We start from the raw sequence: 21,810 nt of genomic DNA, 5'->3' as shown, positions 1-21,810 counted from the left end.
CCGAAGCATCGAGAGGTTCGCCTGACGCCTCAATGAGGCCTCGTCACGAGTGGCGCACATTCTACCGAATCTGCCGCGACTGTCAACCGGTGATTTTCGAAGACTTCCGAAAAACCCATTGCAGAACAGTCACTTCTGCCACATTCACCGCCTGCAACGTTTGCCCGTTGCCGGCAGCGGATGCGTACTTTACGGCTTTCCCCTCGGGCCTGCAAGCCCTCGGCGTAAAAAAGTTTCAGGGCCACGGCCGGCCGCCGAATCCAAGGCGCTAGCGTCGGGTCTCGAGCCGTACCGTGCCACTTCCCTGCCCCCAGGCAGAGACGCTGACATCGTAGCGGCCGGGCTCGAGCCGCTGCGTGATACGTGAGCCGTAGTCCAGGCCGTCTGCATCATCGTTTTCCACATCGACCCCGTTTCCGCTCAGGCCTAGCATCGTGTCGATCGTGGGTGACGTCGCCTCGACGGTAACGACCGCTGCCTCATCAACCACCAGTTCGTAGTGCAGCGGACTACCCGACTGCATGCTGCCGATCACTGCTTCGCCGACACGGAGCTCTCCGTCATTGCGCAACTCTCCCTCAAAGGCCTCACCCATGACCGCCAGGTCATAGACCCCATTACCCGAGTAGCTCTGAGCCTCCAGGGTATAGTCGCCGGGTTCGAGCACGGCCGACAACAACGCATTGAGATCTCCGCCACTGTCATCATCGCTGATATCGATACCGTTGCCATGCAGGCGAAGCACCGCGTCGAAGTTGGAGGAATCAACCGCCACACTGATGTCGGTGGTTTCTTCGAGACTCAGGCGATAGCGGTTGCTCCCGCTGCCGCTCAGCACGCCTCTCAGCGCGTCACCCAGGGCGAGTTCGCCTTCATTGACAAGCTCGTCATCAAAGGCGGCCTGACGAACATCGAGGTGATAGTCACCCTCACCGGCACCATAGCCGGCGACTTCGACGCGATAGCTGCCCGGCATCAGGACTGTCTCCAGCAATGAGTCGGTGCCGTTGCCACCATCATCATTGCTCACGTTCATCCCCGCGCCACTAATGCTCAACACCGTATCGAACTGCCCCGAACGCAGCGCGATGGAAATATTGGCCGGCTCATCGAGCTCCAGGCTATAGCGATTGCTGGCACCGCTCTCGAGAACGCCGGTGATGCTGTCCCCTCCTCTCAGCGGGCCTTCATTGCGCATCCCGGTCGACAGATCCTGGGCATTGGCTACCAGTTGATAGGCCTCACCCAGCACCAGGGTGCTGCCTGCGCACATGTCGGACCCAGGCACCACGCGACCAGCGGTCGAGGCCAGCTCGACCCGATAATCCCCCGGCTCCAGAAATGCCTGAAGATGTTGCTCACCGTCGACACAGGCATCGGCACGCTCTTCACGCCCCTCGCCACGCAGGACGAGAGATAACCCACCGCGACTTATCAGATTCAGCTCGATCCGGCCGGCCTGCTCGAGGCTCAGAGAGTGACTCGCCTTGCCATCCTTATCCAGCAGCCCGGTCAGGGGCGCATCGAGCGATAGCGGCTCACTTGCTGCAGAAGGACGAGCCATCAGGCGATACGGCCCAAAGGCCTTGGCGCTGCTTCCGTTGACCACGACCAGCGAACAGTCCTCCCGACCGGCCCCGACGAGCAACGACAGCGGGGCACCCTCCTCATTAGCCACGGAACCGAGAAACCGCCCCTCGTCGTCATAGGCCGACAATACGGCATCGAAGGGAGCATCCAGCATGTAGGTTGTTACGCCATCATCGGCCGTAGCGGGACAGAGCCAGTGGGAGGAGTTGCGGGCACCGTTATTGAAGTTGACCGGGCTGGTCGAGGTCAGCTCCCCACTCAGCACATCACCCACCACCGCCTCGGGGGCTCGAACAAAACGCTCACCCCCCTGCGCCAGCAGATGGTCGCCGTATCCTGCCAGCAGGACCAGACCTGCAACCATAACGACGCCCCTTCCCCGGCGACGAGGTCCAGCCACCTTGCGGCTATATAGTCTATTCGGCACGCGCTCACTCCTTTGAGATTGGAAGGCTCGAGGAAAACTCCTCGCAGGCGGTCGAGTATAAACAATGCTCCAGGATTACGCTTCAGGGCGCGTGTCGTGACTATCGGCCGCCGTGGCGTGGCGCACGATCACCACCAGTTCGCGGGGCCCATGCACTCCGTAGGCCAGCGTCTGCTCGATATCCGCCGTCTTGCTGGGTCCGGAGATCAGCAGGGCATTGGTGGGCATGCCGTCGGCCCATTCGTGGCGCTCCATCACATCGAAGAAGGTGTCTTCGAGCGTGGCCGCATCCAGCACGGCAATATGCAGCGGCGGCACCAGGCTCATCAGCCTGGGCTCATCCGGCGTCGGCCACAGCCACAGGCTTCCCGTCTCGGCGATCGCGCCACGCGTCGATGTCAGCCCGGCATCGACATTCTCGAACTGCTCTCGCTGCCACTGTTCGATATCGCGGTCGACATCGACCAGTGCGACTCCCGCGTCGGCCAGGGCAAGGCGCGCCTCGGCGGCGACGGGATGCCGCTTACCCAGCGCCAGTCGGCGAACCCCCTTGTCGACGAGCAGCGTCGTCAGCGCTCCCGTCCAGTCGTCCTCGGCCACATGGATCACCTCGCCATGCACCGAACCGATCCAATGCTCGAACCGGGCCAGCCGCTCTTGCGGACTCCAGCCACGACCGGTCATCACGGAGAAGTCGCTTTCGGGGGCGCTGAGCGCCCCATCGGCCCGCTCCCGCAGCCGCTTGAGAATCGTCTCACGAGCACTCATCGGCACTCCTCCTTGTCGGTCCTGGCCGCCTGGTGTTGCTTGACCAGCGCATGCAGGGTGGTACTCGCCGGCTTGGGAGCCGTGCGGTGCCGGGTCCAGGCCCCCAGTTTCGCGGGGGTCAGCCCTCTCAGCTTGCCAGCCATCGAGGTGCCGGCACGCCAGGCGGAAGGGTGTGTGGCCAACCACTGAAATCCCTTCCAGGCGGCAAGCTCCTTGCGGCTTCGCTTGACCCCGGCGCCGGCTACATTGCCCCGCCCCTCGCCGACCGACTCTTGGCGCAAGCGTACCAGCAGGTCGGGAATCGGAATCTTCACCGGACAGACCTCCCCGCAAGCGCCGCAAAGGCTCGAGGCGGTGGGCAGGTCCCGGGTCTCCTCCAGCCCCATCAAATGCGGCGAGAGGATACTGCCGATAGGGCCGGGATAGGTCGTGCCATAGGTATGACCGCCCACACGCGTATAGACGGGGCAGTGATTCATGCACGCGCCGCAGCGAATGCAGCGCAAGGTATCCAGCAGTTCGTCGTCCTGATAGATATCGGAGCGCCCGCCGTCCACCAACACCAGGTGCACCTCCTTCGGCCCATCACGCTCACCCTCCTTGCGGGGCGAGCCGATCATGTTGAAGTAGGTGGTGACATGTTGGCCGGTGGCCGAGCGGGTCAGCAATGAATAGAGAGGCGGAACATCGCGCAGATGCTCGACCACTTTCTCGATGCCCGTCACCGCCACATGCACCGGCGGCACCGTGGTGGTCATGCGGCCGTTGCCTTCGTTTTCCACCAGGCAGAGGGTGCCGGTCTCGGCGACCGCAAAATTGACTCCCGAGACCCCCACCCCCGCCGCCATGAAGCGTTCACGCAGCTGCTGCCGTGCCGCCGCCGTCATGGCGTCGACATCCCGGGTACGCTCGATTCCGGTCTTGTCGTGCATGATCCGGGAGATCTCATCGGTATTGAGATGGATCGCCGGCATGATGATATGCGAGGGAGTCTGCTGGTTGAGCTGCACCAGGTATTCGCCGAGATCCGACTCCAACGCCTCGATGCCCGCCTCTTCCAGGTGGTCATTGAGGTGCATTTCCTCGGTGACCATCGACTTGCCCTTGATCACCGAGGTCGCGCCATGACTCTCGCAGATCTCGCGGACAATTCGGCAAGCCTCATCACCATCCTCCGCCCAGTGCACACGAACGCCGTTGGCCTCGCAGTTGGCCTCCAGCTGCTCCAGCAGGTCGGGGAGCCTGGCAAGTGCACGCAGGCGAATATTGGCACCCAGCTCACGCAGGGCCTCCAGATCCCAGTCATCGAAGCTGTCGCACCGCTTGGCCATCAGCCCATCCATCGCCTTGCGAAAGTTGGCACGAATCTGCGGATTATCCAGGGCCTCGTGTGCCTGACGATGAAACTCACGCGGATGGTAGGTATGAACACCGGGTGCCTGTTCGCTCATGAGGTCCTCCGCCACAGGTAGCTGGCGATATGCTCGCCCTTGATCGACTTTCCCTGCTGCTCGAAGCGGCCACCGATATTCATCATGCAGCCACAGTCAGAGGTCACGAAGCACTGCGCCCCGGCGGCTTCGATGGCCTGAGTCTTGTCCTCCACCATGGCGGCGGAGATCTCGGGATGGCGCACGGCAAAGGTGCCTCCGAAACCGCAGCACTCGCTGGCACGCGCCTGCTCCACCAACTCTACCTGGCCCAGCCCTGCCAGCAGCGCCGGCCCCGTCTCGGCAAGCCCCATTTCACGACGGGCGCTGCAGGAGGTGTGCATGGCGACCCGCTCGGGCTCGCCGTGGTCCTCGAGATCGAGGTGGCAGACATGGACCAGAAACTCGGTCAGCTCGAAGATGCGCCCGGCCACGTCATTGGCCTGGGTCTCGAGGTCGGTACCGGCAAACAGCCCCGGATAATGCTTGCGCATCATGCCGCCACAGGAACCGGAGGGCACGATGATCGGCCAAGGCTCGGGGAAGAGGTCGAGCTGAGCCGCCGCCACGGCGCGTGCCTCCCGCTGGTAGCCGGAGGTATAGGCCGGCTGGCCACAGCAGGTCTGATCCTGGGGGTACAGCACCTCGATGCCTTCACGCTCCAGCAGGCGAAGGGCGTCCATTCCGGCCTCGGGATAGAGAAGGTCGATCAGACAGGTGCCGAAAAGATAGACCTTGTCCGGCCTCGGCGGATAGAGCTTGACTGCGGTCATCGACGACTCCTTCAACGGCTGGCTGCGCAGGCATTCTGGTTAAATGGTAAAACCAATTTATCAAAGCGAACTGACGAACCTTAAGAAGGCTCACGCCATAGTGTCAAACGAGATACGGTGTTTTTTCTGCTCCAAGGCACTGAACTTTGGTCTATACCTTGTTTGACGACGTCAAGCTTTTGAAATAACACGATTATCTTTTTGGTATCGAACATGCCCAAACAGGATATTGGTATTACCAATATCCTGACGTAAGATACCGCCATGCCCTTTTTGAATTTCTCGACGACCGCCGGAGCCTCGCGATGGCCTATCCGCCCCTGCGCCAGCCACGACTGGCAGATGTGATTACCGAACGCCTCGAAGCGATGATTCTCGAAGGCAGCCTCCAGCCCGGCCAGAAGCTGCCACCCGAGCGCGAACTGGCCGAACGCTTCAGCGTATCGCGCCCTTCGCTACGCGAGGCCATCCAGAAGCTCTCCGCCCGCGGCCTGCTTATCAGCCGCCAGGGCGGGGGCACCTTCGTCAGCGAAGAGCTCAATAGCGGCTATAGCGACCCGTTGCTGGAGATGCTGTCGCGCCACGGTGAATTTCATCTGGATCTGCTGGAGTTCCGGGATGCCATGGAGGGAATCTCCGCTTACTACGCCGCACTGCGCTCGACACCCACCGACAAGGCGCTGTTGATCCGCCGCTTCGAGGAACTCGAGGCCTGCTTCCATAGGCATGCTCCCGCGGAGGAGGCCAAGGCCGACGCCGCCTTCCATCTGGCCATCGCCGAGGCCGCACACAATGTATTGCTGCTGCACACCATTCGCGGCATCTTTCATCTGCTGGAACGCAGCATCGTGGATAATCTCGTTCACCTGTTCGAGAAGCCCGGGGCTCGTCCCCGGCTGATGGCTCAGCACCGCGCCCTGCTCGATGCCATCCTCGAGGGACGCGCCGAAGACGCCAGGGCCCGCGCTCACGAGCACCTGGTATTCGTCGAAGAGGGGCTACTCGAGGCCGAGCGGGCCGAGACCCGAGCGCAACGCGCCCTGCGTCGCGCCCAGGCCATACCCTCGCCACGCCATGAAGGGACTTCATGACGGCGATGAAACACGCATCGCAGGAATCCCGGCGATGGCGGCGATGGCTGTGGTTGCTCGCCCCCCTGGGTCTCGCCCTGGTGACTTGGCAGGCCGCCGAGGTGGCGCGTCAGCAGGCGCTTCAGGAGCTCCGCCAGGATGCCGATAACGAGCTGCGCCTCTCGGCCGCTGGGCTGACCGGGCACCTCTCTCGCCACGACTATCTGCCCCGGCTGCTGGCCTCCCGGGAGGCGGTACGCCGCTTTCTTTCCTTCCCGGATAATCAGGACTCCATGCCGCTGAACCACCTGCTCGACCACTTCCGGGCGGCCACCGGGGTATCCGACATTTACCTGCTCGATCGCCACGCCAACACCCTGGCGGCCAGCAACTGGCACCGCCCCAACACCTTTATCGGCCAGAACTACGCCTTCCGCAGCTACTACCGTGACGCCATCGCCGGCCGGCCAGGGCGCTTCTACGGCCTCGGCGTCCAGTCACTGGAGCGTGGCTACTACTTTTCCGCTCCGGTCTGGCTGGACAACACATCTCCCGATGCCACCCCGGACGGCGTCATGGTGGTTAAGGTGCTGCTCGACGCCATAGAGGCGAGCTGGGCCGACCAGGAGGCCGAGCTGCTGGTCGCCGACGCCGACAACGTCATCTTCATGGCCAGTCGACCCGAGCTGCGCATGGCCTCTCTGGCACCGCTCTCCGCAGACGAGAGAAAGGCACTGCTGGCAACCCGCCGCTACGCCGACGAACCCCTCGACCACTCCGGCCTCGAGATCCTCGAGCCGATGGGCGAGCGCACTCATCTGGTCGGCTTCAGTGCGGGACCTCTGAGCGGCGAGCACTTCCTCGGTCTGGAGCGAGCGCTGCCCGAGCTCGGCTGGAAGATGCTGATTCTCAAGCCGCTGGACTCGGTGGTCCAGGCACAGTGGGTTTCCGCCCTGCTCGGCGGCGGGCTCTACGGCATCGTGCTGCTGGGCGGCGGCTTCGGCTGGCAGCGCCTGCGGCTGCGCCGTGAGCGCGAACTGTTCGCCGAACGCGAACGCCGCACCCTGGCCCGCGCCCGAGACGAGCTGGAACGCAACGTGGCCAGCCGCACCCGCGACCTGGTCGCGACCAACCGCCGCCTCTCCGGCGAGGTCGAGGAGCGCAAGCGCGCCGAAGCGGACCTGCGCCGCACCCGCGATGAACTGGTCCAGGCCGCCAAGCTGGCCGTGCTCGGCCAGTTGGCAGCCGGCATCAACCACGAGCTCAATCAACCGCTGGCCGCCATCCGCGCCTACGCCGAGAACGCCCGCGCCTTCCTCGCGCGCGAGCGGCGAGAGAGCGTCGATCGCAACCTGTCCGAAATCGTCGAGTTAACCGGTCGCATGGCCGAGATCAGCGCCCAGCTGCGCCAGTTCTCGCGCAAGGGCGACGAGCGGCGTAGCGCGGTATCGGTCACCGACTGCTTCGAGTATGCCCTGCGCCTCTTCCAGACGCGGCTACAGGAAGCCGGCGTCCGGGTGGAGCGGCGCTTCCCCGCGTCGCCGGCATGGGTGAACGCCGACCCGGTGCGCCTGGAGCAGGTGCTGGTCAATTTGATCGGCAATGCCCTCCAGGCCATGACCGGGCGTGACGCCCAGCAGCTGACGCTTCGGATAGAGGCGGACGATGCCTGGATGTGGCTGATGGTCGAGGACAACGGGCCCGGCATCCCCCCGGAGCAGCTGACGCGGATCTTCGAGCCCTTCTTCACCAGCAAGTCTCCGGGCAACGGCCTGGGGCTTGGGCTCTCCATCTCGTCGCGTATCATCGATGACCTGGGCGGCCGCCTCGGTGCCGAGAACCTTCCCGCCGGCGGCGCCCGCTTCACCATTCATCTGCCCAAGGAACACCTCACCCCCGCCCCACCTTGCCCCGATCATGAGAGCCTGCCCCATGCATGAAGCGGTCGACATTCCGGTGATGGTCGTCGATGACGAGCCTCACCTGCGTATCAGCGCCAGCCAGACCCTGGAGCTGGCCGGCTATGCGCCGGCGCCCTACGCCGGCGCCGAGGCCACCCTGGACGCCCTCGAGAGCGACTTCCCCGGCGTCATCGTCAGCGATATCCGCATGCCCGGCATGGATGGCATGGCGCTGCTGCGCGAGGTGCGCCGGCGCGACCCGGACCTGCCGGTGATCCTGATCACCGGACATGGCGACATTTCCACCGCCGTGGAAGCCATGCGCGAGGGCGCCTGGGACTTCCTGGAGAAGCCCTTCGCCGCCGAGCGACTGGTGGAGGTGGTACGCCGCGGTGTGGAGAAGCGTCGCCTGAGCCTCGAGAACCGTCGGCTGCGTGCCGAACTCGAAGCCCAGCAGGCGGCCCCCGGTCCTCGATTGGTGGGGCGCACCCCGGCCATCCAGCGCCTGGCAAGCATGGTTCAGCGCATTAGTCAGGTGGAGACGGACGTGCTGCTGTTCGGCGAGACCGGTGCCGGCAAGGACCTGGTGGCCCGCGCCATCCATGAGCGCAGCCCCCGGGCCGGCCATCCCTTCGTGGCCATCAACTGCGGCGCGATACCGGAGAGCATCATCGAGTCGGAATTGTTCGGCCACGAGAAGGGCTCCTTCACCGGCGCCGTGGAGCGGCGTATCGGCAAGTTCGAGCACGCCAACGGCGGCACGGTGTTCCTCGATGAGATCGAGTCGATGCCGTTGGCCCTTCAGGTCAAGCTGCTGCGGGTGCTGCAGGAGCGCAGCGTCGAGCGCCTGGGCGCCAACGTGCCAGTGCCGCTGGATATCCGCGTGATCGCCGCCACCAAGGTCGACCTCAAGGCCGCCGCCGAGGCCGGAGTGTTCCGCGAGGACCTCTACTATCGCCTCGATGTGGTCACCCTGCCGATCCCACCGCTACGCGAGCGGCGCGAAGACATCCCACTGCTGTTCCAGCACTTCGCGGTAGTGGCCGCCAATCGCAGCGGCCTGGAAGCACCGTCTCTGGATGCCACCGGCATCGCCGCGCTGCTCGCCCATGACTGGCCGGGCAACGTGCGCGAGCTGCGTAACCTCGCCGAGCGCTATGTGCTGCTGGGAGCCGCCTTCGACTACCGCCTGGAGGCCCTTCTGGCCGGCGCCGAAAGCGGGGCAGGCGAACTCCCGCTACCCCAGCAGGTGGAGCTGTTCGAGAAGAGCCTGCTCGACCAGGCACTCGCCCGCCACCACGGCCGGGTCAGTGAGATCAGCGAGCGGCTCGGCCTGCCGCGCAAGACGCTCTACGACAAGCTCAGGAAGTATGACCTGCGCGCCGAAGATTATCGCCACAGCGACGCCCCCTGATCGAACAGGCCGACCAGCACGCTCCACGCCGGCAACCAGGGCAGCAGATTGGCACCGATGGCAAGCATCACCAGGGAGTTACCGGGCGAGCGCCAGTCCAGCGGTTTGAACGCGGTGCCAAAGGAGCGCTTGATGCGCGCTCCGGTGAGGTCAACGCTGTAGAGCTCATCGAGCAGCAAGTGAAGCATGAAACCCAGCGCCAGTGCCAAGCCATGGCTCCATGCCAGGGTATCGGGCTGGGCCAGTAACCGATAGCTGATCGCCGTGGTCGCCAGGCCGCAGAAGAGCGCCGCCAACAGCGAGTGCCAGATACCACGGTGTACGGTGAGGCGAGCGAACAGTGCGCCGGCCAGGTGGCGCACTCCCAGATAGAAGGCACCGCAGACCATCAGCAGCCCTGGCTTGGAGAGACGCCCCTGGAACATCAGGGCGCCAACCACGACCGAGAGTACCGCCAGCAGGTTGAACACCAGGCGTATCGCCCGGGATCTGTCGGCGTCGATGTCGGGCAGGATGCCGCCAAGCGTCACTAACGCCAGCATGGGCAACGCCTGCCAGGCCTCCCACAGCCCCGCCTGCCAGCCACCGTGGGCAACCACGGCGCCGCCGACGGCGGCCACGCCAAGGTGGGTGCGGAAATTGGCCATGCTGGAGCGGCCCTCGGCAAGCTGGATAAATCAACAGATTATCCCCCGCTCGAGCATGGAAAAACAATATGTTAGTAAATTATTCCTCGGTCGACGCCAGATAGTCGTCCTTGAGGCTGACCAGGTACTCGTCCTTGAGACTTACATAGTTGCCGGCCGTGTAGGGAAAGAACTCACGCTCCTTCTCCTTCAGCGGTCGCAGCGCCTTGGCCGGATTGCCGGCGTAGACATGCCCGCTCTCGAGTCGCTTGCCAGGGGTCACAACGGCCCCCGCTGCAATGATGACCTCGTCCTCTACCACGGCACCATCCATGACGATGGCCCCCATGCCGACCAGGATACGGCTGCCCAGCGTAGCCCCGTGAAGAATCGCCTTGTGGCCGATGGTCACATCTTCGCCGATGGTCAGCGGAAAACCGCCCGGATTGAAGTCGCTGGCGTGGGTGATATGCAGCACACTGCCGTCCTGCACACTGGTGCGTGCACCGATCCGAATGCGATGCATGTCGCCACGGATCACCGCCATGGGCCATACCGAGCAATCATCACCCAGCACGACATCGCCCAACACGAGGCTTGCCGGATCAATATAGACACGCTCCCCCAGGCTGGGACTCTGGCCTTTCCAGGAACGAATGGTCATTGCATTGCTCATCGTCATCTCCTCGTCGTCGATCGGGTCGGCGCTCAGATCAGCCCGGCCACCAATACTACCAGCGTCAGCGGAATGGCAATCCAGCGGGTCACCGCTCGCCACAGCGCGAAGCCGCCATTGTTCACGCCCAGGGCGCGTCGCGCCATGGCCTCCGGCAACACCCAGGCGGCGAAGATGGCAATCAACATCCCGCCCAGCGGCAAGAAGACCTCCGGCGGAATGGTGCTGACCAGCTCGAAGCCGTTCATGCCAAACAGCGGTCGCCACTCGGCGAGGCTCGAGAACGAGAACACCGTCAATAGCCCCAACAGCCACACGGCCAGGCCCACCAGGGCAGCGGCGATGGCACGCGGCAGCCCCAGCCCCTGCAGGGTAGAGACCATGGGCTCGGCCAGGTTGATCGAGGATGTCCAGGTCGCCAACAGCAGCAGCAGGAAGAACATGCTCAACCAGAGGGCGCCCCCGGGCAGCTCGGCGAAGGCGATGGGCAGCGTGACGAACATCAGCCCGGGGCCTTCGCTGGGGTCCATGCCCTGGGAGAACACCACCGAGAAGATCGCGATGCCGGCCAGCAAGGCCACGGCGACATCGAGTATCGCCACCGCCCCGACGGCACGCGGCAGGCTCTGCTGCTCCGGCATGTAGGCGCCGTAGGCCATCAGGGCACAGGCCCCCACCGCCAGGGTAAAGAAGGCATGCCCCATGGCGTGCATCACCACCAGCGGGGTCACCGCCGAAAAGTCGGGCTTGAACAGCCACGCAAGCGCGGTACCGAAGCCGCTGGTGGTGGCGGCATAGCCCGCCAGCATCACCAGCAGCAGGTAGAGCAGCGGCATCAGCACATTGTTAAGGCGCTCGAGCCCCTTGGCCACCCCGACGGCCACAACCGATATGGTCATCAGCAAAAACAGGGTGTGATTGAAGATCATGCGCCCCGGGTCGGCCAGGAAGGCATCGAAGCCGGCACCGATCTCGGCGGGTGTGACGCCACGGAAATCACCGTTGATGGACGCCACCAGGAACTCGATGGACCAGCCGGATACCACCGAATAGAAGGAGAGTATGCAGAACACGGTGAAGGCACCGAACAGCCCCAGGAGCCGCCAATGACGGCTGGCGCCTGCCGCCACGGCCAGGTGCCCAAGCGAGGCCACCGGGCTACGCCGCCCGGCACGCCCCACCATGATCTCGGCCATCATGACCGGCAAGCCCAACAGCAGCACGAAGGCGACATAAAGCACCAGAAACACCGCGCCGCCGTTCTCGCCGGTGATATAGGGGAAACGCCAGATATTGCCCAGCCCCACCGCCGCCCCGGTAACCGCCAGAATAAAGGCGCGCCGCGTGCTCCAGCGCTCCAGCGTCTCACTCATGATTGATTCTCCCGAAACACGGCGTGCGCCGCCCGCACGCTTGAAAGCCAGCAAGCCTAGCAGCCCGGCCCACGACGGCAAACCCTGGACCACATTGAAACCCGCCGCCTCCGCCCGCATCTTAGAGAGCGACCCCATTTTCTTCTCGAGGTATGCATGTCCCGCAACCCCCTGCTCGAAACCCATGAGCTTCCCCCCTTCGAGGTCATCCGCCCCGAACACGCGGTGCCGGCCATCGACGAGCTGCTCACCGAGAATCGTCACGCCATCGAGACCCTCGTCGAGCAGGCCGAGCGGGAGTCACCCAGTTGGCAGAGCCTGGCCGCCCCCCTGGAAGCCTTGAATGACCGCCTGTCGCGCGCCTGGTCGCCGGTTTCTCACCTCAACGGCACCATGAACAACCCGGCGCTGCGCGAGGCTTACCAGGCCTGCCTGGGCAAGCTTTCCGACTACAGCACCTGGCAAAGTCAGCACGAGGGTCTGTTCCGCGCCTGGCTGGCCCTCAAGGAAGGCAGCGCCTGGGAATCGCTCGATGCCGCCCAGCGGCGCACCGTCGACAATACCCTGCGTGACTTCCGCCTCGCCGGCGTCGACCTGCCCGCCGAGAAGAAGCACCGCTACGGCGAGATCAAGGCGCGCCTCTCCGAGCTTTCCAACACCTTCTCCAATCAGCTGCTGGACGCCACCCAGGCCTGGCACCTGAGCCTCGGCGACGAGACGCGCCTGACCGGCCTGCCGGAGAGTGCCCTGGCCACCCTGCGGGCCAACGCCGAGGCCAAGGGGGAGGCCGGTTACCGCATTACCCTGGATTTTCCCAGCTTCTTTCCGGTGGTGACCTACGCCGACGACCGCGAGCTGCGCCGCGAGGTCTACACCGCCTTCGTGACTCGCGCCTCGGACCAGGGGCCTTACGCCGGCCAGTATGACAACGCCCCGTTGATGGAGGAAATACTCGCCCTGCGTCATGAGCTGGCCCGGCTGCTGGGCTTTGCCACCTACGCCGACTACTCGCTGGAAACCAAGATGGCCGATTCGCCGGCCGACGCGCTGGGCTTCCTCGAAGACCTGGCAGCACGCGCGGTCCCCCAGGCCCGCCAGGAGTTCGCCGAACTCGCAGCCTTCGCCGACGAGACACTGGGCATGACCGACCTCGAGCCCTGGGACATCGGCTACGTCAGCGAGAAGCTGCGCGAAGCCCGCCACGCCATCAACGAAGAGCAGCTGCGCCCCTACTTTCCCGCCCCGCGGGTGGTCGAGGGCCTGTTCCGGGTCGTCGAGCGCCTGTTCGGCGTTACCTTCCGCGAAGATGAGCAGGCGCCGCGCTATCATCCCGACGTCCGCTTCTTTCGCATCCTCGAAAATGGCGAGCCCATCGCCGGCTTCTATCTGGACCTCTATGCACGTGAAGGCAAGCGCGGCGGCGCCTGGATGGATGAATGCCGGGTGCGTCGCCACGAAGGGGATACCCTGCAACTCCCGGTGGCCTACCTGACCTGCAACTTTACCCGTCCGGTGGGAGAGCGCCCGGCACTGCTGACCCACGACGAAGTAACCACCCTGTTCCACGAGTTCGGTCACGGCCTGCATCATATGCTGACCCGGCAGACCATCGCCGACATCTCCGGCATCAACGGCGTGGCCTGGGACGCGGTAGAGCTGCCCAGCCAGTTCATGGAGAACTACTGCTGGGAGCGTGAGGGACTCGACCTGATCGCCGGTCATGTCGACAGCGGTGAGCCACTGCCCGACGAGCTACTCGAGAAGCTCCAGGCGGCCAGAAACTTCCAGTCCGCCATGGGCATGGTGCGCCAGCTGGAATTCTCGCTGTTCGACCTGCGCCTGCATCATGAGCTCGAGGCCCCTTCCGCGGCCGAGATCCAGGCGCTGCTCGATGCGGTACGCGAGGATGTCTCGGTGGTGCCCCGCACCGCCTTCAACCGCTTCCAGAACGGTTTCGGGCATATCTTCGCCGGTGGCTATGCGGCGGGCTATTACAGTTACAAGTGGGCCGAAGTCCTCTCCGCGGACGCCTGGAGCGCCTTCGAGGAAGCGGGTATCTTCGACCCCGAGACCGGCCATCGCTTCCGCACCGAGATCCTCGAGCCGGGCGGCGCCCGCGACGCCGCCGAACTGTTCCAGGCCTTCCGCGGCCGCGCGCCCAGCGTTGAGCCGCTACTGCGTCACAGCGGCATCACCGCCGGCTGATCATTCGCCATATCCGCCTCGGCCCTGGGGGCCGAGGCTCACAGGAGTCTCCCATGGCCACCCAGAAACGCTTTATCGCCGGCGCCATCTGCCCGCTCTGCGCCGATGTGAACGAGCATCGTATCCGCGACGGGATCTCCGCCTTTCAGTACCGGTAACAACAGGAGCCCATTATGGCCACCCAGAAACGCTTTATCGCCGGTGCCATCTGCCCGCGCTGCGCCGAGATGGACCGCATCCGCAGCTGGGAACAGAACGGCATCCGCTACCGTGAATGCGTCAGCTGCGACTTCTTCGAGCAGCTTCCCATCGAAGAGCAGGCCTCCCCCGAGCTTGCCACCCGCGTCAGCCACAGCCGTCAGGAGGAAGCGGCCACCGAGGATTTCCAGACGGTGAAGATCATCGATCCCAAGCGGTAGCCAACCCTCTAACCGCGGTCGGCTCGATAACACGACAGGCGTCCATCAGTATTTTACGGTTGATATAAGTCAATTCTTCTCGTATCACGCAGCTTGACCCTTGCCCCGGCATGGGTCGAGCGCTATACGTTGAATTTGACACTGCAGATGGCAACCACAGACTCGCCAGAAGCTGCCAGAATAACAGGCCGCTTCCTGGGTGCTTGGCGCCCAGTCGCTCACCGCTAAATACCGAATCATGGAGCCCTACCATGCGCCTTCTCTCCACCAAGCTGCTCGCCGGCACCGTCGCCGGCACTCTGCTGGTTGCCGCCTCGGCCGCCGCCCAGGATCGCAGCGACTGGCCCGACAACTTCACCGTGGGCACCGCCAGCCAGGGCGGCACCTACTTCGTCTACGGTTCCGGCTGGGCCAACCTGATTGCCGACGAGCTGGGCCTCTCCGGGGGTGGCGAGGTCACCGGTGGTCCGAATCAGAACCTCGCCCTGGTACACACCGGTGATATCGCCCTGGGCCTGACCACCATGGGCCCGGCCGCCGAGGCGCTGGCCGGCGAGAGCCCTCTCGCGCCCGGCGTGCCCATGGATAATGTCTGCGCCCTCTTCCCGATGTACGAGACGCCATTCTCCGTCACCACCCTGAGCGATAGCGGCATCGAGTCGATCGCCGACATTCCGGATGGCGCCAGCATCGGCTTCGGCCCGGCGGCCTCCACCTCCGACACCTACTTCCCGGCTATCCTCGAAGAGCTCGGCGTCGACTTCGACCGCCGCAACGGCGGCTGGAACGACCTGGGCGGCCAGCTCCAGGATGGCCTGATCGACGTCATCGCCTTCGCCGCCGGCATCCCGATCCCCGCCGTCAGCCAGCTCGAGGTGCAGACCGACATCAATATCGTCGAGTTTACCGAAGAGGAGCAGGCCCAGGTGCTCGAGGCGTTCCCGGTATCGCCCTTCATGATCCCGGCCAGCACCTACCAGACCCTGGAAGAGGATGCTCGCGCCGTTTCCATGTGGAACTTCACCATCGCCGGCTGTGACCTGCCCGAAGACCTGGTCTACGAGATCACCAAGCTGAGCCTGGAGAACAACGACAAGATGATGGACATCCACCGCAGTGCCGCTACCAGCGTGCCGGAGAATGTCCAGTACAACACCGTGCTGCCCTTCCATCCGGGCGCGGTCCGCTGGTACGAGGAGAATGGCTACGAGATTCCCGACGACCTGAAGCTGTAAACTCGCTTATCCCCTGACGCCGCCCTGGGTCGCCAAGCGATCCGGGGCAGCATGCCTGCCGTCCGCTTCACACCCAAGGGTGTTTTACATGTCACGACATCCCGAATCTCTCGACGACACCGGCCCCGACGATGTCGTCGAAACCGTCAATGCCGAAGGCGTCGACGAGGCCGCCGTCGAATCCAACCGACGCCTGTATACCGGCTGGCAGTGGCTGCTGTTCGGCGCACTGGCCATCGCCTACTCGCTGTTTCACCTGATCTCGCTGAACGTATACCCCCTGGAGACCTGGTCGTTTCGCATCCTGCATATCGCCGGGGCACTGATACTCGGCTACGGCCTGTATGCCGGTGCTAGCTTCGCCGATCATGGCCGCGAACGCTCTCCCGGCTGGATGCGCTGGCTAAGCTATGCCCTGCTGATCCCGGCCCTGTATGCCCTGGTGCGCGTGGTCATGATGTATCAGGCGATGAATGATGGTGCCCTGCGCATCGCACCGGAGATCGAGGCCTGGCACTTCGGCTATCCGCTGATTCTGGCTACCGCCACCGGCATCCTGCTGTCATGGGCCTATCGCCAGGTACGCGGTGCCCTTTCGCCCGCCGACCTGGTGCTGATGGCCTGTTCCCTGGCGGTGGCGGGCTATCTGCTGGTGATGTTCAACAGCCCGCTGCGCGCCTCCACCGGCACCTCTTTCGCGCCCATGGGAATCTCGTATGCCGCCATTGCCGGCTCGCTGCTGATCCTCGAGCTGACCCGCCGGGTGGCCGGCCTGGCGTTGGTGATCATCTCGGTGATCTTTTTGCTCTATGTGTTCGTCGGCCCCTATCTACCGGGCTTCCTTGGCTACCCGGGACTCTCCGTGGGACGCTTCTTCAGCCAGGTATACACCGATGCCGGCATCCTCGGACCGACCACCGCGGTCTCTTCCACCTATATCATCCTGTTCATCATCTTCGCCGCCTTCCTGCAGGCATCGAAGGTCGGAGACTACTTCGTCAACTTCGCCTTCGCCGCCGCCGGTCGTGCCCGTGGCGGCCCGGCCAAGGTATCGATCTTCGCCTCGGGGCTGATGGGCATGATCAACGGCACCTCGGCCGGCAACGTGGTCTCTACCGGCTCGCTGACCATTCCCCTGATGAAGAAGGTGGGCTATCCGTCACGCAGCGCCGGCGCCATCGAGGCCGCCGCCTCGACCGGCGGACAGATCATGCCGCCGATCATGGGCGCCGGCGCCTTTATCATGGCCGAGGTCACCGGCATCCCGTACACCGAGATCGCCGTGGCGGCCGTGATCCCGGCCATCCTCTACTTCCTGTCGATCTACTGCATGGTCGACTTCGAGGCCGCACGCAAGGGCATGCGCGGCATGCGCAAGGAGGAGATTCCCCAGTTCCGCCGCCTGGTCAAGCAGGTCTACCTGTTCACGCCGATCATCATCCTGATCGTCGCCCTGTTCATGGGTTACTCGGTGATTCGCGCGGGCACGCTGGCCACCGCCTCGGCCGCCGTGGTCAGCTGGCTGACGCCCTACAGGATGGGCATCCGTTCGGTTCTCAGGGCGCTGCAGCTGGCCGGCGGCATGTCGATCCAGATCATCGCCGTGTGCGCCTGTGCCGGCCTGATCGTCGGGGTTATCGCCCTGACCGGGGTCGGCGCACGCTTCTCCTCGTTGCTGCTGGGTCTGGCCGGCGTCAGCCAGCTGCTGGCGCTGTTCTTCGCCATGTGCATCTCGATACTGCTCGGCATGGGCATGCCCACCACCGCCGCCTATGCGGTGGCCGCCTCGGTAGTCGCCCCGGGTCTGATCAGCATCGGTATCGAACCGCTGGTCGCGCACTTCTTCGTGTTCTACTTCGCGGTGGTATCGGCGATCACCCCGCCGGTGGCACTGGCCTCCTATGCGGCGGCGGGCATCTCCGGCGACAACGCCATGGGCACCTCGGTGGCCTCGTTCAAGATTGGCCTGGCCGCCTTTATCGTGCCCTTCATGTTCTTCTACAGTCCCGCCATGCTGATGGAAGGCTCCTGGCCCCAGATCCTGCGGGTCGGCGTCACCGCCACCCTCGGCATCATCCTGCTGGCCGCGGTGGTCCAGGCCTGGTTCTTCGGCCCGACGAAGGCCTGGCAGCGCGTGGTGATGCTGATCGCCGCCCTGTTCATGATCTATGGCGGCATCGTCACGGATATTGCCGGCCTGGCGGTCGGTATCGGCATGGTCCTGATGCAGCGCAAGCTGCACGGCAAGGGCGGCGGCGGTTCAACGGCCACCACCTGAATGGCCGGTCCCGCCAGACAGGCGGGCTCCTCGCTCGACACGATAGCCAACGACACGGCCCCGCCAATTGCGGGGCCGTGTCGTTGTATGGCCGGGAATCCAGGACAGGCCCCAGGCCGAACAAGGCAAAGACACATCCGGCGGTACGCATCGGGGGCATGTTCGGGTTCGCTTACCCGACCCGAGACTCCCCCGGCGCCACTCAGGCGGAGATGTTGTCGAGCACCTTGAGGCTCGGCTTGGCCTGATTGAGCGTATAGAAATGCAGGCCGGGAGCGCCGCCATCCAGCAGACGCTGGCACAGCCGCGAGATGACCTCTTCACCGAAGGCCGCGATGGACTCGCTGTCATCGCCGTAGGCCTCCAGCTGCTTGCGAATCCAGCGTGGAATCTCGGCGCCACAGGCATCGGAAAACCGAGCCAGCTTGGCGTAGTTGGTGATCGGCATGATGCCCGGCACGATGGGCGCCTCGACGCCCAGCGCCCTGGCTCGCTCCACGAAATGGAAGTAGGCATCGGCATTGAAGAAGTACTGGGTCACGGCGAGGTTGGCGCCGGCCTTCATCTTGCGAGCGAAGTTCTCGACGTCACGTTCCAGGCTGGGCGCCTGGGGATGCGACTCGGGATAGGCGGCCACGGCGATCTCGAAGTCATCACCGGTTTCCTCGCGAATAAAGGTCACGAGCTCGTTGGCATAGCGGAACTCACCGATACTACCCATGCCCGACGGAAGGTCGCCGCGCAGCGCCACCAGACTCTCGATGCCTTCTTCACGATAGCGGGCCAGCAAGTCGCGCAGTTGCCCCTTCTCGCTGCCGATACAGGAGAGATGTGGCGCGGTGGTGATGCCCGCCCCACGCACCTGGCGCACGGTATTGAGGGTTCGGTCCTGGGTGGAGCCCCCGGCACCGTAGGTCACCGAGAAGAAGCGTGGCCCACGCTCTGCCAGAGCGTCGCGCACCCCGATCAGCTTCTCACGACCGGCTTCGGTATTCGGCGGGAAGAATTCGAAGCTGATGCCCAGCGGGTGTTGCTGCGTGCTCATTGGGTATCCTCATGAAACGTCTGCATAATGATGCCATTGTGACGAGCCACTGGCCTCTTAACCAATGAAAGATCCGCGCCGCGATATCGATTTCATTCACGTTGGCGTACCGACACCACCACGGGCACCGCAAGCCCCGAGACCTCGAAACAGGGACACTTCATGCACGCCATCGACCCCGGCGCCCTGATGGGCCCGCTGTGGACACTCCTGAGCTATGTCGCCCTGGGCTGGTTGGCCGCACGCCGCCTGGCGGTGGACCCGCGTCCCATCGCCACCCTGCTTATCTACCTGGTGGCGCCGCTGACCTTCTTCCGTGGACTGATACAGGGCGGCCCCACTCCCGGTTATCTGCTGCTGACCCTGGCCGCCTTCGTCGCCGCCAGCCTGCTCGCCCTGCTGGTGCACCGCCTGACCCGGCACGGCTTTGCGCCCCAGGAGAGCGCCCTGCTGGCCTTCTCGGCCGGCACCGGCAATACCGGCTATTTCGGCCTGCCGGTGGCGCTGGTATTACTGCCACCGGAGGGCGTGACTCTCTACCTGTTCTGCGTGCTGGGCATCACCCTCTATGAATTCACGGTGGGCTTCTACCTCAGCGCCCGGGGGCAGTTCTCGGTGGCCGAGAGTCTGACGAAGATCGTGCGACTGCCGCTGGTCTATGCCTTCCTGGCGGCGCTGGTGGTCAGCGGCATGGGCCTGACGCTACCGGTGGCCATCATGGAGGGACTGGCCGTGTTCCCGGCCACCTACACCCTGCTGGGCATGATGATCATCGGCATGACATTGGGGCGAGTCAGCCTCCGCGAGGTGGACGGCCGCTTTATCGGCGCCTGCGTGGCGATACGCTGCGTTCTCTGGCCGCTCTTGGCGCTGGGCGCCGTGCTCATGCTGCAGGCCATCGCCCCGCTCTCACGCGAGCTGGCCATGGCCATCCTCTTGCTGGGCATCGTGCCCATGGCCGCCAATGTCGTGGTAGTGGCCATGGAGCTGGGCATCGCCCCGGCCAAGGGCGCCCAGGCGGTGCTGGTCACCACCCTGGCCGCCCCGCTGCTGATACCCCTCTACCTGGCGCTGACGCTACCGCTGGTGGCCGGCTAGGCACCGGGCCGGCTCAATAACGCGGGCCGATTTAATAACGATAGTCGTCGGGCTTGTAGGGCCCATCCGCCGGCAGGCCGGTGTACTCGACCTGGGCCTCGGTCATGCGGGTGACCACCCCGCCGAAGCCCTCCACCATATAGCGCGCCACCTCCTCGTCGAGGTGGCGGGGCAGCACGCTCACCGTCAGCGCCGCGGCCCGCTCGGCCTCGGGCAGCTCGGCGAAGCGCCCCCGATAGAGATGCATCTGGGCCAGCACCTGGTTGGCGAAGGAGCCATCCATCACCCGGGAGGGGTGGCCGGTGGCGTTGCCCAGGTTCACCAGGCGCCCCTCGGAGAGCAGGATCAGATAATCGCGGCTGGCGGGGTCGAATTCACCGGGCTTGCTGTCACGATAGACCTTGTGCACCTGGGGCTTCACCTCCTCCCAGTGCCAGTGGCGACGCATGTAACCGGTATCGATCTCGCTGTCGAAGTGGCCGATATTGCATACCACCGCGCCGGGCTTGAGGGCCTGCAGCATGGCGGCATCGCAGGCGGCGATATTGCCGGTGCAGGTCACCACCAGGTCGACCCGGCCCAGCAGCTCGCCATCGATGCTCTCCATGCCGCGGTTGACCCCGCCGGCGTAGGGAGAGACCACCTCGAAGCCGTCCATGCAGGCCTGCATCGCGCACAGCGGGTCGATCTCCGCGATCTTGACGATCATACCCTCCTGACGCAGCGATGCCGCCGAGCCCTTGCCGACATCGCCGTAGCCCACCACCAACGCCTGCTTGCCGGCCAGCAGATGGTCGGTGGCACGTTTGATGGCATCGCTGAGCGAGTGGCGACAGCCATACTTGTTGTCGTTCTTCGACTTGGTCACCGCGTCGTTGACGTTGATGGCCGGCACCCCCAGGGTGGCATCACGCAACATCTCCTGAAGCCGGTGCACGCCCGTGGTGGTTTCCTCGCTGATGCCGTGGATGGCGTCCAGAAGCGCCGGACGCTTCTCGTGCAGCAGCAGGGTCAGGTCGCCGCCGTCGTCGAGCACCAGGTTCGGGGCCCAGCCGTCGGGGCCTGTGACCGTCTGCTCGATGCACCACCAGAATTCCTCCTCGGTCTCGCCCTTCCAGGCGAATACCGGAATGCCGGCGGCGGCGATGGCCGCCGCGGCGTGGTCCTGGGTGGAGAAGATGTTGCAGGAAGACCAGCGCACGCTGGCCCCGAGGTCGATCAGGGTTTCGATCAGCACTGCCGTCTGGATGGTCATGTGAATGCAGCCGGCGATGCGCGCCCCGGCCAGGGGCCGGGCGTCGCGGTACTGCTCACGAATCGTCATCAGCGCCGGCATCTCGGTCTCGGCGATGCGTATCTCGCGACGCCCCCAGTCGGCCAGGGCGAGGTCGGCGACCCTGAAGTCCTGCTGGGCGGGCGTGGTCACGGCGGGCTGGTTCATGGGCACACCTCGTCACGTCCTGAAAGCGTGACCTTCACTAT

General features: G+C 64.7%; 18 protein-coding genes. 9 read left to right on the top strand and 9 right to left on the bottom strand.

Annotated features, from left to right (window positions below; translation table 11 throughout):
• Nucleotides 1-268: 268 nt before the first annotated feature.
• The 4 genes from Q358_RS0103595 to Q358_RS0103580 all read right to left on the bottom strand — a co-directional run bounded on the left by Q358_RS0103595 (nucleotide 269) and on the right by Q358_RS0103580 (nucleotide 4,988).
• On the bottom strand, nucleotides 269-1,954 hold the full coding sequence (locus Q358_RS0103595) for a hypothetical protein (RefSeq protein WP_027960794.1): 1,686 nt from the start codon (nucleotides 1,952-1,954) through the stop codon (nucleotides 269-271).
• A gap of 138 nt (nucleotides 1,955-2,092) precedes the next feature.
• Complete coding sequence (locus Q358_RS16465; RefSeq protein WP_051530156.1) at nucleotides 2,093-2,785, bottom strand: LutC/YkgG family protein; 693 nt, start codon at nucleotides 2,783-2,785, stop codon at nucleotides 2,093-2,095.
• A complete protein-coding gene (locus Q358_RS0103585) occupies nucleotides 2,782-4,236 on the bottom strand; it encodes a LutB/LldF family L-lactate oxidation iron-sulfur protein (RefSeq protein ID WP_027960793.1) in 1,455 nt (484 codons plus the stop codon). The genes Q358_RS16465 and Q358_RS0103585 overlap by 4 nt, the downstream gene beginning before the upstream one ends.
• The gene (locus Q358_RS0103580; RefSeq protein ID WP_027960792.1) at nucleotides 4,233-4,988 is read right to left on the bottom strand and encodes a (Fe-S)-binding protein; all 756 of its coding nucleotides are present in this window, start codon (nucleotides 4,986-4,988) and stop codon (nucleotides 4,233-4,235) included. Before Q358_RS0103580 ends, Q358_RS0103585 begins: the two co-directional genes overlap by 4 nt.
• Before the next feature lie 305 nt (nucleotides 4,989-5,293).
• Between Q358_RS0103580 and Q358_RS0103575 the strand changes: the two genes are divergently transcribed.
• The 3 genes from Q358_RS0103575 to Q358_RS0103565 are packed head-to-tail and all read left to right on the top strand — an operon-like array spanning nucleotide 5,294 to nucleotide 9,373.
• Nucleotides 5,294-6,079, top strand: coding sequence for a GntR family transcriptional regulator (locus Q358_RS0103575; protein ID WP_027960791.1), 786 nt, complete (start codon nucleotides 5,294-5,296; stop codon nucleotides 6,077-6,079).
• Nucleotides 6,080-6,084: 5 nt separating this feature from the next.
• Nucleotides 6,085-7,998: a sensor histidine kinase gene (locus Q358_RS0103570; RefSeq protein WP_027960790.1), complete on the top strand. Its 1,914-nt coding sequence runs from the start codon at nucleotides 6,085-6,087 to the stop codon at nucleotides 7,996-7,998.
• A complete protein-coding gene (locus Q358_RS0103565) occupies nucleotides 7,991-9,373 on the top strand; it encodes a sigma-54-dependent transcriptional regulator (protein ID WP_027960789.1) in 1,383 nt (460 codons plus the stop codon). The genes Q358_RS0103570 and Q358_RS0103565 overlap by 8 nt, the downstream gene beginning before the upstream one ends.
• Here Q358_RS0103565 and Q358_RS0103560 read toward each other — a convergent pair.
• The 3 genes from Q358_RS0103560 to Q358_RS0103550 all read right to left on the bottom strand — a co-directional run bounded on the left by Q358_RS0103560 (nucleotide 9,349) and on the right by Q358_RS0103550 (nucleotide 12,048).
• A complete protein-coding gene (locus Q358_RS0103560; RefSeq protein WP_027960788.1) occupies nucleotides 9,349-10,020 on the bottom strand; it encodes a metal-dependent hydrolase in 672 nt (223 codons plus the stop codon). The genes Q358_RS0103565 and Q358_RS0103560 overlap by 25 nt on opposite strands.
• Nucleotides 10,021-10,099: 79 nt before the next feature.
• Entirely contained in the window at nucleotides 10,100-10,675 is a 576-nt protein-coding gene (locus Q358_RS16460; protein ID WP_043487565.1) for a gamma carbonic anhydrase family protein, read from the bottom strand.
• A 32-nt stretch (nucleotides 10,676-10,707) separates the two neighbouring features.
• Complete coding sequence (locus tag Q358_RS0103550; RefSeq protein ID WP_027960787.1) at nucleotides 10,708-12,048, bottom strand: sodium-dependent transporter; 1,341 nt, start codon at nucleotides 12,046-12,048, stop codon at nucleotides 10,708-10,710.
• Nucleotides 12,049-12,204: 156 nt separating this feature from the next.
• Between Q358_RS0103550 and prlC the strand changes: the two genes are divergently transcribed.
• From prlC to Q358_RS0103525, 5 genes are all read left to right on the top strand, one after another.
• Entirely contained in the window at nucleotides 12,205-14,253 is a 2,049-nt protein-coding gene (prlC, locus tag Q358_RS0103545; RefSeq protein ID WP_027960786.1) for an oligopeptidase A, read from the top strand.
• Between the two features lie 53 nt (nucleotides 14,254-14,306).
• Nucleotides 14,307-14,411 carry a YheV family putative metal-binding protein gene (locus tag Q358_RS18785; RefSeq protein ID WP_169735502.1) on the top strand — a complete coding sequence of 35 codons (105 nt, stop codon included), beginning with the start codon at nucleotides 14,307-14,309 and terminating at the stop codon, nucleotides 14,409-14,411.
• 15 nt (nucleotides 14,412-14,426) lie between these two features.
• Nucleotides 14,427-14,672 (top strand): YheV family putative zinc ribbon protein, encoded by a 246-nt coding sequence (locus Q358_RS0103535; protein ID WP_027960785.1) that lies wholly within the window; start codon nucleotides 14,427-14,429, stop codon nucleotides 14,670-14,672.
• Between the two features lie 251 nt (nucleotides 14,673-14,923).
• A complete protein-coding gene (locus Q358_RS0103530; protein ID WP_027960784.1) occupies nucleotides 14,924-15,907 on the top strand; it encodes a TAXI family TRAP transporter solute-binding subunit in 984 nt (327 codons plus the stop codon).
• Nucleotides 15,908-15,995: 88 nt separating this feature from the next.
• Complete coding sequence (locus Q358_RS0103525; RefSeq protein ID WP_027960783.1) at nucleotides 15,996-18,185, top strand: TRAP transporter permease; 2,190 nt, start codon at nucleotides 15,996-15,998, stop codon at nucleotides 18,183-18,185.
• A gap of 202 nt (nucleotides 18,186-18,387) precedes the next feature.
• Here Q358_RS0103525 and metF read toward each other — a convergent pair whose 3' ends face one another.
• A complete protein-coding gene (gene metF / locus Q358_RS0103520; protein ID WP_027960782.1) occupies nucleotides 18,388-19,230 on the bottom strand; it encodes a methylenetetrahydrofolate reductase [NAD(P)H] in 843 nt (280 codons plus the stop codon).
• A gap of 162 nt (nucleotides 19,231-19,392) precedes the next feature.
• Between metF and Q358_RS0103515 the strand changes: the two genes are divergently transcribed.
• Nucleotides 19,393-20,328, top strand: coding sequence for an AEC family transporter (locus Q358_RS0103515; protein WP_027960781.1), 936 nt, complete (start codon nucleotides 19,393-19,395; stop codon nucleotides 20,326-20,328).
• Between the two features lie 31 nt (nucleotides 20,329-20,359).
• On the opposite strand, the gene Q358_RS0103510 is transcribed toward Q358_RS0103515, so the two are convergent.
• Nucleotides 20,360-21,769 (bottom strand): adenosylhomocysteinase, encoded by a 1,410-nt coding sequence (locus Q358_RS0103510; RefSeq protein WP_027960780.1) that lies wholly within the window; start codon nucleotides 21,767-21,769, stop codon nucleotides 20,360-20,362.
• Nucleotides 21,770-21,810 lie beyond the last annotated feature (41 nt).

The sequence above is a fragment of the Halomonas halodenitrificans DSM 735 genome (genome assembly GCF_000620045.1).
GTDB lineage: Bacteria > Pseudomonadota > Gammaproteobacteria > Pseudomonadales > Halomonadaceae > Halomonas > Halomonas halodenitrificans.
This window is presented reverse-complemented; position numbering and strand designations above follow the sequence as displayed.

Coding starts and splice junctions, on each gene's coding strand:
- Q358_RS16465 (WP_051530156.1), bottom strand. CDS start 2,785: ATGAGTGCTCGTGAGACGATTCTCAAGCGGCTGCGGGAGCGGGCCGAT.
- prlC (WP_027960786.1), top strand. CDS start 12,205: ATGTCCCGCAACCCCCTGCTCGAAACCCATGAGCTTCCCCCCTTCGAG.
- Q358_RS0103595 (WP_027960794.1), bottom strand. CDS start 1,954: ATGGTTGCAGGTCTGGTCCTGCTGGCAGGATACGGCGACCATCTGCTG.
- Q358_RS0103530 (WP_027960784.1), top strand. CDS start 14,924: ATGCGCCTTCTCTCCACCAAGCTGCTCGCCGGCACCGTCGCCGGCACT.
- Q358_RS0103575 (WP_027960791.1), top strand. CDS start 5,294: ATGGCCTATCCGCCCCTGCGCCAGCCACGACTGGCAGATGTGATTACC.
- Q358_RS0103560 (WP_027960788.1), bottom strand. CDS start 10,020: ATGGCCAATTTCCGCACCCACCTTGGCGTGGCCGCCGTCGGCGGCGCC.
- Q358_RS16460 (WP_043487565.1), bottom strand. CDS start 10,675: ATGAGCAATGCAATGACCATTCGTTCCTGGAAAGGCCAGAGTCCCAGC.
- metF (WP_027960782.1), bottom strand. CDS start 19,230: ATGAGCACGCAGCAACACCCGCTGGGCATCAGCTTCGAATTCTTCCCG.
- Q358_RS0103550 (WP_027960787.1), bottom strand. CDS start 12,048: ATGAGTGAGACGCTGGAGCGCTGGAGCACGCGGCGCGCCTTTATTCTG.
- Q358_RS0103525 (WP_027960783.1), top strand. CDS start 15,996: ATGTCACGACATCCCGAATCTCTCGACGACACCGGCCCCGACGATGTC.
- Q358_RS18785 (WP_169735502.1), top strand. CDS start 14,307: ATGGCCACCCAGAAACGCTTTATCGCCGGCGCCATCTGCCCGCTCTGC.
- Q358_RS0103585 (WP_027960793.1), bottom strand. CDS start 4,236: ATGAGCGAACAGGCACCCGGTGTTCATACCTACCATCCGCGTGAGTTT.
- Q358_RS0103515 (WP_027960781.1), top strand. CDS start 19,393: ATGCACGCCATCGACCCCGGCGCCCTGATGGGCCCGCTGTGGACACTC.
- Q358_RS0103580 (WP_027960792.1), bottom strand. CDS start 4,988: ATGACCGCAGTCAAGCTCTATCCGCCGAGGCCGGACAAGGTCTATCTT.
- Q358_RS0103510 (WP_027960780.1), bottom strand. CDS start 21,769: ATGAACCAGCCCGCCGTGACCACGCCCGCCCAGCAGGACTTCAGGGTC.
- Q358_RS0103570 (WP_027960790.1), top strand. CDS start 6,085: ATGAAACACGCATCGCAGGAATCCCGGCGATGGCGGCGATGGCTGTGG.
- Q358_RS0103565 (WP_027960789.1), top strand. CDS start 7,991: ATGCATGAAGCGGTCGACATTCCGGTGATGGTCGTCGATGACGAGCCT.
- Q358_RS0103535 (WP_027960785.1), top strand. CDS start 14,427: ATGGCCACCCAGAAACGCTTTATCGCCGGTGCCATCTGCCCGCGCTGC.